The organism is Aliicoccus persicus, from assembly GCF_900110815.1.
Lineage (GTDB): Bacteria > Bacillota > Bacilli > Staphylococcales > Salinicoccaceae > Aliicoccus > Aliicoccus persicus.
Genome location: NZ_FOIT01000002.1, coordinates 107,302 through 123,697, shown reverse-complemented (window position 1 = coordinate 123,697; position 16,396 = coordinate 107,302). Strand labels below are relative to the sequence as shown.

Genomic DNA, 16,396 nt, shown 5'->3' with positions numbered 1-16,396 from the left:
AATAATTGGATTTTTATTTAGATACTATTCACTGTATTAAATCATTACTTGACTGATATCTCTTTTGATCATGTTTACTTCTGCGTTCATATCCTCAGGGCGATATGTCTTATCAATACACTCATCCATAAACCTTAGATGCGTTGGATCTAGATATGGTTCCTTATCACTTTCATTCTCTTTATTACTTTTAACACTGTACCAATAAATATATTCTTCTCCGTAAAACTCTTCTCGAAAAATTGACTCAACAAATGTGTTCTCATCATCGAGATTTATCTGAATATCATCCATATTCAGCCGGAAATATTCCATCCAATCATCAACACGTTTACTTTTACCTGGTTTCACTCTAAACCTTGTTAGTTCCACTTTCATTTTCGTTTACCTTCTCTCATTCTAAATAAATATTTTCGTATATTAGCTAATATTAAGTACAAATCATTTATACTCTATAACCAAAGTATTGTAATTTGAGTATTACTACACAGTTGTTACCTAAGTGGGTTTTAACTTGTACTAGATAGGTTAAAGATGAAAAAGACAGGGAAGTTGCATCACAGTTCTTCTCATATGGCGTTCTGGGTCTGTTGGCGTGGTGGTTAAATAGTGACAATCCCGAAGATGCTGAAACGTTCTCAAGAAGAACAGTTATATTATATCAATCAGTAACACCGGACGAACTAAAAAGATAAAAAATGAAAATGAGAAAGAAGGTCCCTGCATGAATAACATTACTTTTAGAGATGCCATCATTGAAGATTTGGAAATCATTGTCGAAATCTATAATTCAACAATCACAAGTCGAATGGTAACTGCTGATACTGAGCCTGTGACTATTGAAGATAGATTAGATTGGTTTAAAAATCACACACCAGATAAAAGACCGTTGTGGATGGTTGAAAACAACGGAGAAATTTGTGGTTGGGTCAGCTTTGAAACGTTCTATGGCAGACCTGCGTATGACCGTACTGTAGAACTGAGCATATATCTACATGAAAACTCGCGCAGCAAAGGACTTGGTAAAGAGATCTTAAGCAAAGTACTCGATGAAGCACCCAAACTAGGAATTGATACGTTGCTTGGATTTATCTTTGCGCATAATGAACCGAGCCTTAAGCTCGTCTCGAGTTTAGGTTTTGAAAAATGGGCACACTTACCCGAAGTTGCAGAATTAGATGGTGTCAAAAGAGATCTCGTCATAATGGGGAAGAAGATTATAAAAATATAAAAAAATGCTCACAACGTAATGGGGGAGTCACATGAAAGTTGTACTATTATTTGGCCCACAAGCAGTGGGGAAGATGACAATCGGGGAAAAGGTTGGTCAAGCATTTAATTTACCTTTGTTGCATAATCACGTCACGCTCGATGCGATATGGCCATACATCGGTTGGAACGAAGACACTTTTAGACTATCTCATAATTTACGTATGGGCATATTTGAGCATAGTGCAAAAGACGAAACACATCCTGGCATTGTCTTCACATTCGTCTGGGCATTTAATTTAAAAGTTGATGCATCTAACTCTTCAACCACAAACTTCTCTACGCGTCGGTATGGTTCATTATAAGATTCTGCTAAATCTAAAGTGATTTCCTTAAAGTATTCTTCAAATACATCTTCAATTTTGCCGTAATGCAAGTAAAAAGTACCTCGATTGATCTTTGCGTTTTTGCATATTTCTGTAACTGAAAGCTCATCTAAGTTCTTTTCATCTAATTATTTTTCTCTTTCGCGACTTATATTAATTGTATTACCGATATTTATATTTGAATAGCGTTATACTTTATAAGATATCTTGTCTATAATCAACAGTGAATAACATACTAAATACAGAAGGTGAATTTAATGAATATAGACCTCCCACTCATGTTGCTCGTTTCACTATTCATTGGTCTTGGAATATTCAGTCAGTGGCTTGCCAATCTCTTAAAATGGCCGGCGATTGTCGTCATGTCAATCATCGGACTGCTTATCGGTCCAATCATAGGAATCGTTAATCCACAAGAAACGATGGGGCCAGAAATATATGGCACGATTGTGTCACTGTCTGTAGCAATTATCTTATTTGAAGGTAGTAGTAACTTGGATACCCGCGAATTGCTCGGGATTTCTAAAACTTTAAGACGCATTATGACATATGGTGCATTAATCGGGTGGATTTTAGGTACGGTAGCTTTATATTATATTGTTGATTTCCCACTCGCAATTGCACTTGTACTATCGGCATTGTTCATCGTTACCGGTCCAACCGTTATTCAACCACTGTTAAAACAGGCGAGGGTGAAGCGCTCCGTTGACTCAATCCTACGGTGGGAGAGTATCATTCTTGATCCGGTTGGACCACTAATCGCATTATTTGTGTTTTACGGATTTCGAATGTCAATCGAAGGGTTCAGCATAGCGATATTAGCTGAATATATACTCGGCTTGTTAATTGCAGTCATCATCGGTTTAGGTGCGACAAAACTCTTTACTGTCATGGTCAAGAAAGACATGATCGGTCCCCATCTAATCGCACCGATGCAGTTCGTATTTGTACTACTTATTTTTAGTGTCTGTGACTTCATATTACATGAATCCGGACTACTGTCTGTGACAATATTTGGTCTTGGCATGGCAAGATATAAGAAGAGAGACTTAATTTACAACGAGTCAAATCACTTTGTTGAGCAACTGACAATGATTGCCGTTTCAACGGTGTTCATTCTAATCACCTCTTCACTCACTCGAGAAATGCTCAGCTTCGTCGTCAGTTGGGAAGTCATTCTGTTCTGTGCTGCTATGATTATCATCGTCAGACCGCTTTCAATCTACGGTTCTACAATCGGTGCAGAACTAAATATGAAAGAGCGAACTTTCTTAAGTGTCGTAGCACCACGAGGTGTGGTTGCACTAACCGTCGCTGGTTTCTTCATGGAACAGTTTAATACACTTGAAGTGCCAATGGCAGAACTCATACTTCCTGTAACGTTCGGCTTGTCATTCATAACCGTTGTCATCTATGGTTTTGGATTCAAACCATTCAGTCAAACACTTGGATTATCAAGTAGCGAACCACCAGGCGTCATCATGATTGGTGAAAGTCCGTTCTCACTTGAAGTCGCAAAAAACATTAAACAGCACGGCATACCCGTTATGATCTCAGACGCATTGGGAGATTACAGAGAAACAGAAGAAGATGACGGTATCGAACGATTTGATGGCAACATGTTAAGTGAAGATGACAGAATGTATGCTGACCTCACACGATTCGAAAAGAGTCTCATTATGACGCGATCTACTGTACTTAATCTACTCGCTCATGAAGTAATGGCTGATGAATTTGGCGTTAAAAATGTCATGTTACTGAGTCCAGATTATAGAGAAGGAAATAACATGCTTGGAAGTGCTATGCACAGCCACATTTTGTTTCATGATGACCTCGGTTATAGAAAGCTGAATCAACTCACAAAAGAAGGGAATTTCATTGAAATCTCAGCGAGCCAGGTTGAAGAACTGACTAAAAATGATTTAGTCATCTATTACATCGATGAGGATAAACACATCACATTTAAAAATAAAACTGTAAAACTACAAGTAGAAGATGAATGGACGCTCGGTGTCATGAAAAATGCGATAGATTAAATATTATTAGTAAAGAACGTATCATTGCCCTCTGTGAAACATATCACATGGAGTTTTCACCTATTCGTAGTATCCTTAAGGTATAAGGTTTCCAACGATTACAAGGGGGAATCCATATGCATTTCAAGTACTTATTATTGTTGATGATTACGTCTTTGACGTTGTCCGGATGCATCCAACCGATTTCAGCTGACTTGTTAGAAAATCCAAGTCCAAATCAGAATCGAGATAGCGCGAGTCATGATCTGAAACTATCTGTGACAGAAGCGTCTTATGACAGATCCGTCGACAATATCAAATATACGATAGACAATTCGAGTGAATCATTGCTTGAGTATGGTGAGTTCTTTTATCTGGAGAAGAAAGTGAACGGTGAGTGGTATATGCTTGCTTTTGAAGATAAAATCTTCAGTGACTTTTACTCGTTTACCAATTTCGGTCATTTCATTAAACCGGAAGGGGAAAGGGTTCATTCAATAGACCCGGGTAAATATAACTTAACGATTGATTCGGGTGAATATCGTCTATCAAAAGCCTTTCGTTACGAAGAAGAAGATTCGAGATTCTGGTTGGCTGATGAGTTTACCGTTGAGTAAAGTCACATCAATTAACTTGTTCAAAGAATAACAAAAAAGCTATGACCATTGAGGATGCCGATGGTCATAGCTTTTTTGATTCTATTAATGTGTTATACCATACATCTCCAACAGCTGTTCCAGAGTAATTCCTATACCTGCTTCTCTTAATTTTTCTTTGCGAACTTCAAATAGTTTCTCTATAATTTGTTGCTTATCATCATCTTTACCTAGATGTATCTGACGATGAATCATGGGATTCAAAGCAACAATGTTCTCTGGCACATCAATATCATAATCAAATGCCCTATACTTACTGACCGGTATCAGGTGGTGCGCTTCAACATAAGTTTTTCCTGTAGTATTTCTTTTGAATGAAGGCAAAGAATCATCGTACTCACATTTATTTCCGGCTAGCTCAATTGCAATCCCTGCTTGGTTAGCATCACGGGGATAATATTCTTTTAAATCTGATGATCTCACCGTTGCTTTCTTTACTTTTGGTGATGTTACATGTTCTTCAACTAGTACTTCCGAAACAGTTTCATTCGCTTTAGTCTGATAATCTTGTTCTTCGGTATTTTCTTCGCCATAGAGTAAATCATCATTCAATAGTAGCTCTCTATTAAATTCTTGAAAAGTTCTATTCCCTATCAGACCAGCTAATCTATCATAGAGTTGCAGCATCTTATCTAGGTCATTAAATAGAATTTCATCTGATGGAACTTTTCCTGCTTCATAAAACTTACCGAAGATATATGAACTTTCATAACCAGAGCCATAGTTTCCGTCTGTCTTTAAGTCCATGTTTGCAGCAAACTCACCATCGTCTTCTGAAACAATCATAGGTCTTATTTTTGCAGCGAGTTCACGTACTCTAATGTGTGCTGTCTCAACGTTGTATTCTTCTTTAAAGTAATTCCAACCCTGCATCAAACTTAGATAAAATCCACTCATATCTTCTCTGAAAATATACATTATGTGAAATCCATGATGAGCATTCACATGAATAATTTTGTTCCTCAATCCGATTTTAAGCCACGGAATCCAAGCCCATTCTTTGGGTGTACCGATTGACCCTTTGACATGATATTTTTCGTTAAACTGCGAACTCATTTTAGGCATAATTTCATTTCGAATTAAACTTAATTGACTTAACGGATGTCCTGATTGACTACTGTTTAAGTTTCTCTCATGAAAGTATGTTTCCAACACTTGATTAAAACTGTTTCTTAGTTCATTGCTCAAGTTGATTCCTCCAGTATTAAAATTTTTTCTATTTTCACTTCACACATGCATATAATCTATTGCTTCAGCTGTGCTTCTTAAGTTAATGAGTAAGATTGCCTGTAGTGGTCTTAACTATTTAATTTTCCAATGAATAACCTCAAGTTATTCTAAAATGTTAAATATTGCAAATAAAATTAGATTTTAATTATACTGATAACTATCTTATAACATTCACTCAATCATATAAGAACTAGATAGCAGTACAGTTACAGAGTTGAATTTGAATTGTGTTTGTTCCAATTCACATAATTTGTGATTTACTTGACGTATCTTTGTAAAGTACTACAATGATGTTAAATAGAATAGATTCGCACTAGGGGCGTTTTTATAAACTGAGATGAGGGTAACCTCAGACCCTTTGAACCTGATCCAGTTAAAACTGGCGTAGGAAAGTGTTACATCGATACAGTTGTATATCTATGTCTTTGCGGGCATATAATTTACTCTCGATACGTAACTTTCCTATGAAGGCTGCGTATTTTTTTATTCTAAAAAATTATAGGAGTGATTTATTTGACAAGGACAGTTTTAGTAACGGGAAGCGGAAGAGGACTTGGCAGCTATATCGTAAAAGCACTAAGTGAAAAAGGTTTTAATGTCATAATTAACTACAACAAAAGTAAAGAAGAATCAGAGAAGTTAAAAAACGAAATTGGAGCACAAGCCATTGCGATTCAAGCCGACATTACAGACCGTGAAGCAGTTGAACAGTTAGTTAAAAAAGGGACTGAACATTTCGGCCAGATTGATGTTGTTGTAAACAATGCACTCGTTAATTTTAAATTTGATCCAACCACTCAAAAAGCATTTAAAGATTTAACTTATAAAGATTACGAGCAACAGTTAGACGGGACACTAAAAGCTGCATTCAATGTATCACAAAGTGTAATACCACAGTTTTTAGAACGTAAAGACGGTGCAATTATTAGTATTGGAACGAATCTATATCAAAATCCTGTAGTACCATATCATGAGTACACCACTGCAAAAGCTGCTTTAATTGGGTTCACAAGAAACGTTGCAGCAGAACTTGGACAGTATGGTATCCGTGCAAATGTTGTTTCTGGCGGTTTACTGAAAACAACAGACGCAAGTGCAGTCACAACACCAGAAGTATTTGATTTAATCGCACAGTCCACACCATTGAGAAAAGTAACAACACCACAAGACGTTGCTAATATGGTTGTTTATCTTTGTTCTGAGGCAGCAGATGGGATTACCGGTCAAAACATCACGGTAGACGGCGGACTTACTATGAACTAGGCGGTATATATTATGAATAATTCTAAACAGTTAAATATAGGGATTTTAATGTATGGTGTGGGTCATCATCAGGCAGCATGGTTAGAAGATGATTCGAGTATCAATGAATTCACGACAATTGAATATTATGAAAATCTGGCAAAAATTGCAGAACGCGGAAAATTTGATGCCGTATTTTTCGCAGATTCACAAGCCTTCCCCGCAGATAGTCCATCAAAATTGCCAGCGAGTTATTTTGATCCAATTGTTGCATTAACTGCTATGAGTAAAGTCACAGATAACGTTGGACTTGTTGCAACTATTTCAGGTACATTTAACAACCCATTTACCACAGCAAGACAGTTACTCACACTGCAACACATAACAAAAGGACGCATGGGATGGAATCTAGTGACATCAATGACCGACCGCGAAGCACAAAACCACAGTATGCCTGAATTGCCTGACAGAGCCGTTCGTTATAAGAAAGCGGATGAATTTGCTGAAGTCATGAATAAACTATTTGAATCGTGGTCAATTGAAAGCTACAAGCCAGATAAAGAAAATAACACAATTACTAAAAACAAAAATATTCAGCCATTCAATCACAATGGTGAAAACTTCCAAGTTAAAGGTCCGCTAACTTTACCTTTAAGAAAAGAGGGTAAGCCAGTGGCGATGCAAGCCGGGGCTTCAAAAGAAGGTGTTGCACTTGCTGCGAAATATGCTGATGCTGTTTATTCAGTTTCTTGGAACTTAAGACAAGCAAAAATTTATCGTGAAAAATTAAATCAAGCCATAAAAGAAAGCCGTCGTCCAGACAACTATATCAAAGTATTTCCGGGGCTAGTGACTTACGTGGGTAAAACAAGAAAAGAAGCGCAAGAAAAGAAAGCAAAATTAGACAACCTACTTCCAATTGATACTGCACTTAATCAGCTCGAATTCTTTATTCAGCAAGATACAAAATCATGGAAACTCGACGAAAAAGTACCAAAATTGCCGCCAGTCGAAGAATTCAAAGGACCTGTTGGACGTTATCAAACTGTTTTAGAAATTATAGAAGACAGAAATCCCACAGTCAGAGAACTACTCGGTTATCTCAATGCTGGAGGTGGACATTTAACACTCATTGGCACACCTGAAGAAATTGTCGATGAATTAGAAAGATGGATGAATGAAGGTGCCGCAGATGGATTTAACTTGATGCCTCCAACACTCCCGGGAAGTCTTGAAGACTTTGTCGACTTAGTCATTCCGGAAATGCAAAAACGCGGCATTTTTAGAAGAGATTATAACGGTGAAACGTTTAGAGAAATGCTGGAACTCGATAAGTATTAAGCTGAATGATTCATAGGTACACCTCAATTTTACGTTGTGTTTTTTATATTGAGGCTGGGACATAAATATCTCCAGAAAAAATAATAACTAGGGTTCAGAAAGTGAATAATTATATAATAGTATATTTGTTAATAGGTATAGCTTTCGGCTTTTTAGAAGTTTATATTGTTAAAAACAAACAGATGAATAAATGGATTTACCAAGCATTATTTTGATAGATTCTACAGCTCTATCTATACCATTTAGTGTCACTCACTTTTTGTGCTAGTTTAATCCTATTTCAAGTTGTAGTACTTATGGGATTTATATATAGAGGATTTGATAAATAAAAATAGAGAAAGTGATAAGATGAAATTTAAAGACTACTAACTCGAGAAATTTCATTGGATCTTGTTACTTAACTTACCGTTCTAACAATTTAGGGCGGTGAGTTTATAACAAGTTTTCTTGTCATAATCAAATCTAGTTCTTGGATCACTTATGATACACTTCTAGTTATCCTCCAAACTAGTGAATTAAAAAATTTTACAGGTTGAATTAATATAAAGTAAGTTTGTCTATATTATATTTGACTATAAACGTAAACATTTTCCAATATATAGCGTTAAGACTACATTCTCCATGCCAATTAAATTAGGATTCATCTTTGACTCTTCATGGACATCAATCGCAAAACTTTTAATTTTCCTCTTTTAAGCACTTCAACAAGAGTCATCTCATCTGCACTCCTAACTCTTGCTGTGTTAATTAAAATCGCTTTTTCTCATTAGTTTACATTCTACAAATATTGCTCTTCTTTTTATCGTTTAGCATAGGTACATGCTCGGACTATTGATGTATATTAATGTGATTAGTGTTTCTCTACATTCATTTCCTGTATTATTAAATTAAATACAGTTTTAACTTGGAGAGGAAGGAAATTGATGAACTACAAAGAAAATTGGGATATGGAGAGTGTGTTTCCTGGTGGAAGTGCATCTGAAGCTTTTCAAAAACGATTATCAGAAGTAAAAGATAGTATTACAGCTTTTTCTCAAGAGCTCGATAATTGGGAGCTGGACGAACATTCAAATGATTTTGCGTCACTGAAGAGGATCTTACGACACTACGAAAAAATTTCAAACGCACTTGGTGAAATGGGGAGCTTTGCGAATGGTTTAGTATCTGCGGATGTTACCGATCAAAAAGCACTGCAGAATTCAAATGCTGTTGCAAACTTACGTAAAGACTTCTCATCACAGAATATTATTTTAAATAAAAAAATCAGTGCGCTGACTGAAGATCAATTTAGCAAGCTGATAGAGGACGAATTCTTTAAGCCGATGCGTTTCCCGTTAGAAGAAATACGTCAAAAAGAAAAAGATTTACTATCCACTCAAGAAGAAACAATCATCAATCATTTATCACTAGACGGGTTCCAGGGCTGGGGGAATATGTACAATCAACTCGTCGCTTCTATTCAAATTCCAGTCACTGAAGATAATGAAACCGTTTATTATTCAGCGGGTCAATTTGAAAACAAGATGAAGTCAGAAGAAAATCCAAAACATCGTGAAAAACTTTTAAAAACTTGGGAAGAGACATGGGAGAAAAAAGCGTATTTATTCTCTACAACGCTAAATCATTTATCAGGATTCCGTTTAAACAACTATGAACTTCACGACTATAAAGATTATATGAAAGCACCGCTTGATTACAACCGTATGGAAGAAGAAACTCTCGATACGATGTGGGATACTATTACAAAAAATAAAACACCTTTCAAAAAATACTTTGAACGAAAGGCGCAACTAATTGGTGTTGATCAATTAGGATGGCTCGATGTTACAGCAAGTGTTGACGTAGGTGATTATACGAACAAGCAGTATACTTACAATGAAGCAGCAACGTTTATTATCGATAACTTTAAATCATTCAGTCCAAAAATGGCAGAGATGGCACATCGAGCTTTTGAAGAGCAGTGGATTGAAGCGGAAGATCGTCCAGGAAAACGTCCAGGTGGATACTGTTCAAATCTTCCTGAATCTAAACAGTCACGTATTTTTATGACGTTTGCCGGTAGCACAAGCAACGTGTCAACACTCGCACATGAACTCGGACACGCATTCCATAGTTATGTCCTGCGTGATTTACCACTATTTAACCAACGTTACGCAATGAACGTTGCAGAAACAGCTTCTACATTTGCGGAACTTGTCGTTTCAAATGCAACGATTGAAAATGCAACGTCCAATGCAGAAAAAATCAACTTACTAGATGAAAAAATTGCTAGAAGTGCGACTTTTATGATGAATATCCATGCACGCTATATCTTTGAACGCAATTTATATGATGAACGCCAACAAGGAACTGTAGACAGCAACAGACTGCAAGAACTGATGGAAGAAGCACAAAAAGAAGCATATCAAGATGCACTTCGTTCATACCATCCAATGTTCTGGGCAACAAAGTTACATTTTCATAATACAGGCGTACCATTCTATAACTTCCCTTATACATTTGGATACTTTTTCAGCTTAGGTATATACAACCGTTTCTTAGAAGACGATACGTTACTTGAAGATGACTATATTGCACTTCTTCGCGATACTGCGAGCATGACTACAGAAGACCTTGCTGAAAAGCACTTAAATGTTGACCTGAGAAAACCAGACTTCTGGCAAGAAGCACTGGATTCTGTGCATAAAGATATTGAAGAATTTTTAGAACTTACAGAATCGTATGTTTAACTATTAAAAGAGACCTAATATCGGATTGATATTAGGTCTCTTTTCACTGTCTTAAATTTTTAAGAACACGTATCACTTATGATAACTCTCAGCGTATCGCTCTATGATGCGGTTATTCTCAGATAAGTTATTCTTTAAATTAACTTATCACGTTTTGGTTGTATCAATATCTAAATCAAACACTTCTAGAATTATTTCAAATAGATATGAAAATATCTCCTGAATACCATGGCGATATTCAGGAGATAATACTACTGTCATCATATTTCTAATATCATACTGTATTTAGTAACTATTCTTCAATTTAATCAGTAATGACTTTAGTGTTCTGTTTCTAAATCCGTATAAATCTTTTAAAGCCAAACCCATAGCAAGCCAAAAACTTGTACCCTCAGAATTACGCTCCATGGGGCCAACGGTCACTTCAGTATTGGCGAAAGATACATGAAGAATTATTTAAAAAATGGTTGGAAGAAGCAGGACTTACCTTTGATATAAATACAAAAGTTGTTTGTGAGGAATTTAAGGTCGTTTTTCAATGATGCGGCATAACATAAGTATTTTATACACAGGGAAGGAATATATTTATTAAATAAATTCAATATAAAAGATAACTACACTGCGGAAGGTGACCGCAGAGATAGTTATCTTATTTAAGTTTAACTAGTTATGATTCATTCCATGTTTTTTCGTGTCGAACACACTTTTCCAATAATTTTCACGTTCGATAATGATTTCACTTTTAGTTCTCGTATCAAAGATTTCAAGAATTGAGTATTGGAAGTATTCTTGAATATGCGCTCTACCATTTTTTAATACAATATTATTAAATTCTTTGTTTCCACCTGTTAGGTTTTCTAAATGCGCATATCCTGCCCATCTTTGCCATATCCCATCAGTATTACCGGACGCAGAACCGATATAGAGTTTACCATTGCTTTTATCTGTGATGACATAAATATCCTTAACATAACTAAGTGCTGATTTCCAACTCGGATCCTCTCTCGTGAGGACTTGCTGCATTTCTTTATGACTCATTCGCACATTCTGGTAACCAGGGACATGGCCAAGTTTAATATTCGGCGCAATCTCGTAAACTTCGGGATTTAGTTGCGTTTGAATTGTATGGTACCTTCAGTTGTATACGTCTCTGCCTATGGGCTTCTCAATTTTTATAATTAATCTTTTTATATATTCTTGATAGTCATTCATCAGGGTTAAATTGTACCCTACATCATTAAAGACTTCCGGGATCTTTTTTTCTACCCGATAAAGTCCGCCAAACACAAAGTATTCCGGTCCGTAAGGATAGTACTGAGCTAAAGCAATTAAATAGTCTGCATGGTTCAGATTGTTATTTGGCTGCTTTGTCTTCCAGGCATTCATGATTAGCCATTCAGAATCGTCTTCGAGTAAGAAGTCCCATGCTCTTAAATTTACATCCGCGGGATTCATGTTAAATTTAATTTTGGTACGCTTATCATTGGGAGTTTTAATAAATTCTGATAGTTTTATCATACTAATTTTCCTTTTGCCGACGCATATTTAAAAATCTTTCACCTGTACTTCGCTCATCAATGCGTGGGTATTATCTTCTGTATCTTTAAAAAATACCATCCATGTTTCAGTCTGTCCCATCCTGGTTACCATATGCGGTTTATCTAAAAACACAACATTTTTACTTTCCAAATCCTTATAAGTATCGTTAATATTATCTACTTGGAAGTAAATAACCGAACTTGGATGATCGAACGCCTCTTTTTCTGGAAGTGTCAACATGAGTCTTAATCCGTCGCAGTCAAAAAACGCCATGCTATCCGTGTTAAATAAAATAGTAAGTCCCAGTTTATTTTGATAAAAATCCATTGCTCTGTGTATATCTTTTACAGGTATACCAATCTGCCCGACATTTTTAATTGGCGAAGTCTTCATAAAACCTTTCTCCCCTCAGATAGTTTTTCCAAATTGTTCTAACGGTCAGTTAACCATTACCAGTATTATTATACAATTTTATTTATAACGCAATCACTTTATTATACTTTTCTTTCAATTCATTAGGAATGTGATGTTCAATATTTATAACTGCACCCGGGAAATGCATGATGAGATCGTTTAATTTACGCGCAGATGTATCATCGAGACCGGACAATGCTTCGTCCACGACAAGAATATCTTTTCCATACAACAAGGCACGTGCGACTTCTAAGCGCTTCATCTCACCGCCAGATAGTCTATGGTGGTTATCTCCAATCACTAAGTCTAACCTTTTTCACTTGCATACTTATCGAGACCGACATTCTTCAATGTCTCAATTAAAACATCATCACTGATATCATTTCCAAGTTGCAGATTATAGCGAATGGATTGGTTAAATAAGAATGGTCGCTGCTCAACGACTGCGAAGTTCATCACGATATTATCACTTAGTTGTTCTTCGTGCGATACATCACGCTCAGTTGATTCATCTAAGAAATCAATAGACATAATGAAAGAGTTATCAACCGACTGTGCATTCAATTAAAGAGATAAAGTATTAATTCTTACTTATATATTGTTTAAATTCATCTCTTAAAAAATGGTTTTAGCTATTTATAATTTCAAAAGCTTTTATAAGATCAATGTCTTCATTTAATTGTTTTGGTGTCCATGGTATATAAATATCAGGCTTAATCCTTCCGGTAACGACTTCATCATTTTTGTCTGAATACCGGGATGTAGGGTAGTAGAAATCGAACTTGTTTTCATATTTACGAATGTTCAAGTTGGCATAGTCCAACACCCCCAAAGTGTCACGCCCAACGATTGTCACTTTTGGCGATGATCGTGCGGTCAATGCAAACACATCACCGGCACTCGCGCAATAAGTATCCGTGAGTACAATGATATTCGAAGGTTTACTTGTTCCCATTATTGTAAAATCGGAGTCATCGGATAAGGGAACAAACCCATTACCTCTGTTGGCTTTTATGAACTTCACCATTCCGTCCAAGTGTTTAGAGCCACTCGTCATCATTCCTTCATAAAGTTCAATCAGCCATTCCGAGTTCCTTTCGGTCAGGTTGAATTTCATTCGATGTTCGTGATTGAAAAATCTATTTTCACCTTCCGGAAGTATATATTTCAAGAGATTATGATAGGCAAAGTCGCTGCCGCCCAAATTGGTTCTTATATCTATAATCAAGTTCTCAACTGTTTCAAGTTCCTTCTTGAACTCATCTATTATTATGTCTACCGGCTCATTGTTTATAAAATCAGTAAAAGTAAATATTAAAGTGTCATCATTCAGTAATTCTCCCTTGTGTACTGGTTTATAGGTATTCTTGTCAAAATACTTGAACCGATACGTTTGTCCCTCGATTTCAAATGTATCATGGTTCATGAGCAGAGCATTCCACTTCTGTCGTTCATTTATTTCAAAATATAGCTGTCTTTGATAACGAGTACTTAGCTCTGGGATGGGTACGTCATCCAAATATCCAATTTTCTGCCCCACCTCAAGTCGATTATCATCCAGCACTTCAGTCACTACCAAATGTTCTTCAAAACGTCTTACCTTAAAGCCAACATCGTACTCCTTCAATTCACTTTCCTCACTTTTTAAGAAGAATACATGCCGATCTTTAAAAGCCAAAAGATAATCTTGAACTATATCCATAAACTTTTGATCATTTTCTTTATTCTCTACTAACTCCTCAACCAGTTTTCTGTATTTTTCTGGATTATCCCATCCATTCTTATCTATAAAGCCAGCATAGTCGTTTTGCATTATGCTAACCACTTCATCAAAAATTTTTTTGTACATATACATTCTCCTCCTAATTTGTTAGGTAATATTTTTTAATTACTACCAACTATTTCGAGTCTTTAGTCTTACAATTATTTTCTCATTCTTAAAAAAATTCTATAATTTGAATAGGATTTGTAAAAAGATTATTACAACGCAATCACTTTGTTATAGTTCCCTTTCAATTCTTCTGGAATATGGTGTTCAATATTAATGACTGCACCCGGGAAGCGCATGATGAGATCGTTTAATTTACGCGCAGATGTATCATCGAGACCGGACAATGCTTCGTCCACGACAAGAATATCTTTTCCGTACACTAGCGCACGTGCGACTTCTAAGCGCTTCATCTCACCGCCGGATAGTCTATGATTATCATCTCCAATGATCAAGTCGAGCCCTTTATCGTGTGCATACTTATCGAGACCGACATTCTTCAATGTCTCAATTAAAACATCATCACTTATATCATTTCCAAGTTGCAGATTATAGCGAATAGACTGGTTAAATAAGAATGGCCGCTGCTCGACGACTGCAAAGTTCATCACAATATTATCATCGAGTTGTTCGCCATATGATACTTCGCCGTGAAGCGGCTCATGTTCATTCATCAGTGTTTTTAATAATGTGGACTTCCCTGTACCTGAGCCACCTTGTATTAAAATCTTATCCCGCGGTTCTACTGATAGATTAAGATCTTCAACTAACGGTTCATCATATCCGATTGCACCATTATCAAGTTGCAGCAATGTACCGCCCATATCTTTAAATACTGGATCTGCAATAACTTCTCCTGCATTTTCACCATAGAGTAACTTATTTAATATTGGTACCATCGCATTCATCTTGTTATAAATACTCGCAAGAAAAACGAGTGGCGACGTAACTCTATCAGCTGCCATCATAATCGTAATGAGCATCCCGACAGTCAGATTCCCCTGGTATACTTGAAACGCTCCATAAGCAATTGATCCAATCATCGTAATACTGTATACAATAAACACACCATTCGATGACAAACTTTGTTTAAAGTGCATCCAAAAGTATTTATCCTGCTCTTTATTTAAAAGCTTAACAGTTTCATCTTTGATAAAACGAATCGCATTGAAGCGCGTGATTACACCACGTCCATTCAGTCCTTCATTCGTGTAGTTCAAATACTTATGATTGTTCTCTTGCCAATCACTTGCACTATTTTGTATCCACTTCGATGTGAAACGCGGCATAATCGCTGGAATAAATCCGAGTAATACAAATACTAATCCTACCTGCCAATTTAATGTCATTAAAAATACTAGTGTAATGATAGATTGTGCAATACAAAATACGACCATCACCATATGATTCACAAAATCTGTTTCTACCTGCTTTGTATCTGCTGTAATCTGTGCATAAAACTTATCCGAACCTATTTTTCTATAGGCTGGCTTGTAAGCACGTTTAAATACTGTGTCTTTTAGTCTAGTGAGTATGCGTGCGCGCAGCTTCCCAAAAAAATAATCCTGTCCAATTCCACCGACAGCAAGCAGTATCCACATAAACAACCAAAATAATAAAAGTACTGGCAGTTCATCAAAGCGCCCCTCCCCAAGGGTATCGGCCAGCGCACCTGCAAAGTAAGGATAGACAATACCATCTAAAGCAAATATAGTTACGAATATCAGTGTGAGAATTACTAAAAATGTATTGCCTTTTGATAATTCTCCCATCAGTTTTATCATGAACTCAACTCCAATGTTTAATTTAATTAAACTTTATATGTATACATTATTACATGATAAAATATTGCACGTCAACCAAAAGT

Annotated in this window: 17 protein-coding genes, 2 pseudogenes and 1 riboswitch; of the genes and pseudogenes, 9 read left to right on the top strand and 10 right to left on the bottom strand. The window is 36.3% G+C overall.

Annotated elements, in window-relative coordinates:
• Window positions 1–36 precede the first annotated feature (36 nt).
• Entirely contained in the window at window positions 37–378 is a 342-nt protein-coding gene (locus tag BMW30_RS04230) for a DUF6176 family protein (protein ID WP_091474226.1), read from the bottom strand.
• 167 nt (window positions 379–545) lie between these two features.
• Between BMW30_RS04230 and BMW30_RS10850 the strand changes: the two are divergent.
• From BMW30_RS10850 to BMW30_RS10730, 3 genes and pseudogenes are all read left to right on the top strand, one after another.
• Window positions 546–695, top strand: a pseudogene (locus BMW30_RS10850) (TetR-like C-terminal domain-containing protein); the annotation flags it as partial.
• 29 nt (window positions 696–724) lie between these two features.
• Window positions 725–1,231 carry a GNAT family N-acetyltransferase gene (locus BMW30_RS04225; protein WP_091474224.1) on the top strand — a complete coding sequence of 169 codons (507 nt, stop codon included), beginning with the start codon at window positions 725–727 and terminating at the stop codon, window positions 1,229–1,231.
• Window positions 1,232–1,262: 31 nt separating this feature from the next.
• The gene (locus tag BMW30_RS10730; RefSeq protein WP_245705629.1) at window positions 1,263–1,574 is read left to right on the top strand and encodes a hypothetical protein; all 312 of its coding nucleotides are present in this window, start codon (window positions 1,263–1,265) and stop codon (window positions 1,572–1,574) included.
• A gap of 47 nt (window positions 1,575–1,621) precedes the next feature.
• On the opposite strand, the pseudogene BMW30_RS10845 reads toward BMW30_RS10730, so the two are convergent.
• A pseudogene (locus tag BMW30_RS10845) lies at window positions 1,622–1,705 on the bottom strand (TetR/AcrR family transcriptional regulator); the annotation flags it as partial.
• A 147-nt stretch (window positions 1,706–1,852) separates the two neighbouring features.
• Here BMW30_RS10845 and BMW30_RS04215 point away from each other — a divergent pair.
• Both BMW30_RS04215 and BMW30_RS04210 read left to right on the top strand, forming a co-directional pair.
• Window positions 1,853–3,631 (top strand): cation:proton antiporter, encoded by a 1,779-nt coding sequence (locus BMW30_RS04215; RefSeq protein ID WP_091474220.1) that lies wholly within the window; start codon window positions 1,853–1,855, stop codon window positions 3,629–3,631.
• A gap of 116 nt (window positions 3,632–3,747) precedes the next feature.
• A complete protein-coding gene (locus tag BMW30_RS04210) occupies window positions 3,748–4,227 on the top strand; it encodes an immunoglobulin-like domain-containing protein (protein WP_091474218.1) in 480 nt (159 codons plus the stop codon).
• An 84-nt stretch (window positions 4,228–4,311) separates the two neighbouring features.
• Here the strand turns inward: BMW30_RS04210 and BMW30_RS04205 are convergent, their stop codons facing one another.
• Complete coding sequence (locus BMW30_RS04205; RefSeq protein WP_180366211.1) at window positions 4,312–5,454, bottom strand: MrcB family domain-containing protein; 1,143 nt, start codon at window positions 5,452–5,454, stop codon at window positions 4,312–4,314.
• A gap of 347 nt (window positions 5,455–5,801) precedes the next feature.
• A riboswitch (TPP riboswitch) is annotated at window positions 5,802–5,904 on the top strand.
• Between the two features lie 105 nt (window positions 5,905–6,009).
• Between BMW30_RS04205 and BMW30_RS04200 the strand changes: the two genes are divergently transcribed.
• The 4 genes from BMW30_RS04200 (at window position 6,010) to BMW30_RS10840 (ending at window position 11,350) form a co-directional block, all read left to right on the top strand.
• Window positions 6,010–6,759 (top strand): 3-oxoacyl-ACP reductase, encoded by a 750-nt coding sequence (locus BMW30_RS04200; protein WP_091474215.1) that lies wholly within the window; start codon window positions 6,010–6,012, stop codon window positions 6,757–6,759.
• A 12-nt stretch (window positions 6,760–6,771) separates the two neighbouring features.
• Window positions 6,772–8,079: an NtaA/DmoA family FMN-dependent monooxygenase gene (locus BMW30_RS04195; RefSeq protein WP_091474214.1), complete on the top strand. Its 1,308-nt coding sequence runs from the start codon at window positions 6,772–6,774 to the stop codon at window positions 8,077–8,079.
• Between the two features lie 923 nt (window positions 8,080–9,002).
• Window positions 9,003–10,808 (top strand): M3 family oligoendopeptidase, encoded by a 1,806-nt coding sequence (locus tag BMW30_RS04190; RefSeq protein WP_091474212.1) that lies wholly within the window; start codon window positions 9,003–9,005, stop codon window positions 10,806–10,808.
• 383 nt (window positions 10,809–11,191) lie between these two features.
• Window positions 11,192–11,350 (top strand): ASCH domain-containing protein, encoded by a 159-nt coding sequence (locus BMW30_RS10840; RefSeq protein ID WP_091474210.1) that lies wholly within the window; start codon window positions 11,192–11,194, stop codon window positions 11,348–11,350.
• Window positions 11,351–11,471: 121 nt separating this feature from the next.
• On the opposite strand, the gene BMW30_RS10720 is transcribed toward BMW30_RS10840, so the two are convergent.
• The 7 genes from BMW30_RS10720 to BMW30_RS04155 all read right to left on the bottom strand — a co-directional run bounded on the left by BMW30_RS10720 (window position 11,472) and on the right by BMW30_RS04155 (window position 16,313).
• Entirely contained in the window at window positions 11,472–11,846 is a 375-nt protein-coding gene (locus tag BMW30_RS10720; RefSeq protein WP_245705628.1) for a GIY-YIG nuclease family protein, read from the bottom strand.
• Window positions 11,847–11,942: 96 nt separating this feature from the next.
• Window positions 11,943–12,326 (bottom strand): hypothetical protein, encoded by a 384-nt coding sequence (locus BMW30_RS10715; protein ID WP_245705627.1) that lies wholly within the window; start codon window positions 12,324–12,326, stop codon window positions 11,943–11,945.
• Between the two features lie 27 nt (window positions 12,327–12,353).
• The gene (locus tag BMW30_RS04175; RefSeq protein WP_091474209.1) at window positions 12,354–12,740 is read right to left on the bottom strand and encodes a VOC family protein; all 387 of its coding nucleotides are present in this window, start codon (window positions 12,738–12,740) and stop codon (window positions 12,354–12,356) included.
• Between the two features lie 82 nt (window positions 12,741–12,822).
• Complete coding sequence (locus tag BMW30_RS10785; RefSeq protein ID WP_091474207.1) at window positions 12,823–13,062, bottom strand: ATP-binding cassette domain-containing protein; 240 nt, start codon at window positions 13,060–13,062, stop codon at window positions 12,823–12,825.
• A gap of 5 nt (window positions 13,063–13,067) precedes the next feature.
• Window positions 13,068–13,292, bottom strand: a complete 225-nt coding sequence (locus tag BMW30_RS04165; protein WP_091474206.1) for a hypothetical protein — start codon at window positions 13,290–13,292, stop codon at window positions 13,068–13,070.
• A gap of 97 nt (window positions 13,293–13,389) precedes the next feature.
• Window positions 13,390–14,610: a S41 family peptidase gene (locus BMW30_RS04160; protein ID WP_180366209.1), complete on the bottom strand. Its 1,221-nt coding sequence runs from the start codon at window positions 14,608–14,610 to the stop codon at window positions 13,390–13,392.
• Between the two features lie 131 nt (window positions 14,611–14,741).
• A complete protein-coding gene (locus BMW30_RS04155) occupies window positions 14,742–16,313 on the bottom strand; it encodes an ATP-binding cassette domain-containing protein (protein ID WP_091474204.1) in 1,572 nt (523 codons plus the stop codon).
• Between the last annotated feature and the right edge of the window lie 83 nt (window positions 16,314–16,396).

Bases quoted from the DNA above. Each gene is read 5' to 3' on its own strand.
- BMW30_RS04215 (WP_091474220.1), top strand. From the start codon at position 1,853: ATGAATATAGACCTCCCACTCATGTTGCTCGTTTCACTATTCATTGGT.
- BMW30_RS04210 (WP_091474218.1), top strand. From the start codon at position 3,748: ATGCATTTCAAGTACTTATTATTGTTGATGATTACGTCTTTGACGTTG.
- BMW30_RS04160 (WP_180366209.1), bottom strand. From the start codon at position 14,610: ATGTACAAAAAAATTTTTGATGAAGTGGTTAGCATAATGCAAAACGAC.
- BMW30_RS10720 (WP_245705628.1), bottom strand. From the start codon at position 11,846: ATGAGTCATAAAGAAATGCAGCAAGTCCTCACGAGAGAGGATCCGAGT.
- BMW30_RS10730 (WP_245705629.1), top strand. From the start codon at position 1,263: ATGAAAGTTGTACTATTATTTGGCCCACAAGCAGTGGGGAAGATGACA.
- BMW30_RS04230 (WP_091474226.1), bottom strand. From the start codon at position 378: ATGAAAGTGGAACTAACAAGGTTTAGAGTGAAACCAGGTAAAAGTAAA.
- BMW30_RS04155 (WP_091474204.1), bottom strand. From the start codon at position 16,313: ATGATAAAACTGATGGGAGAATTATCAAAAGGCAATACATTTTTAGTA.
- BMW30_RS04225 (WP_091474224.1), top strand. From the start codon at position 725: ATGAATAACATTACTTTTAGAGATGCCATCATTGAAGATTTGGAAATC.
- BMW30_RS04175 (WP_091474209.1), bottom strand. From the start codon at position 12,740: ATGAAGACTTCGCCAATTAAAAATGTCGGGCAGATTGGTATACCTGTA.
- BMW30_RS10715 (WP_245705627.1), bottom strand. From the start codon at position 12,326: ATGATAAAACTATCAGAATTTATTAAAACTCCCAATGATAAGCGTACC.
- BMW30_RS04190 (WP_091474212.1), top strand. From the start codon at position 9,003: ATGAACTACAAAGAAAATTGGGATATGGAGAGTGTGTTTCCTGGTGGA.
- BMW30_RS04165 (WP_091474206.1), bottom strand. From the start codon at position 13,292: ATGTCTATTGATTTCTTAGATGAATCAACTGAGCGTGATGTATCGCAC.
- BMW30_RS04195 (WP_091474214.1), top strand. From the start codon at position 6,772: ATGAATAATTCTAAACAGTTAAATATAGGGATTTTAATGTATGGTGTG.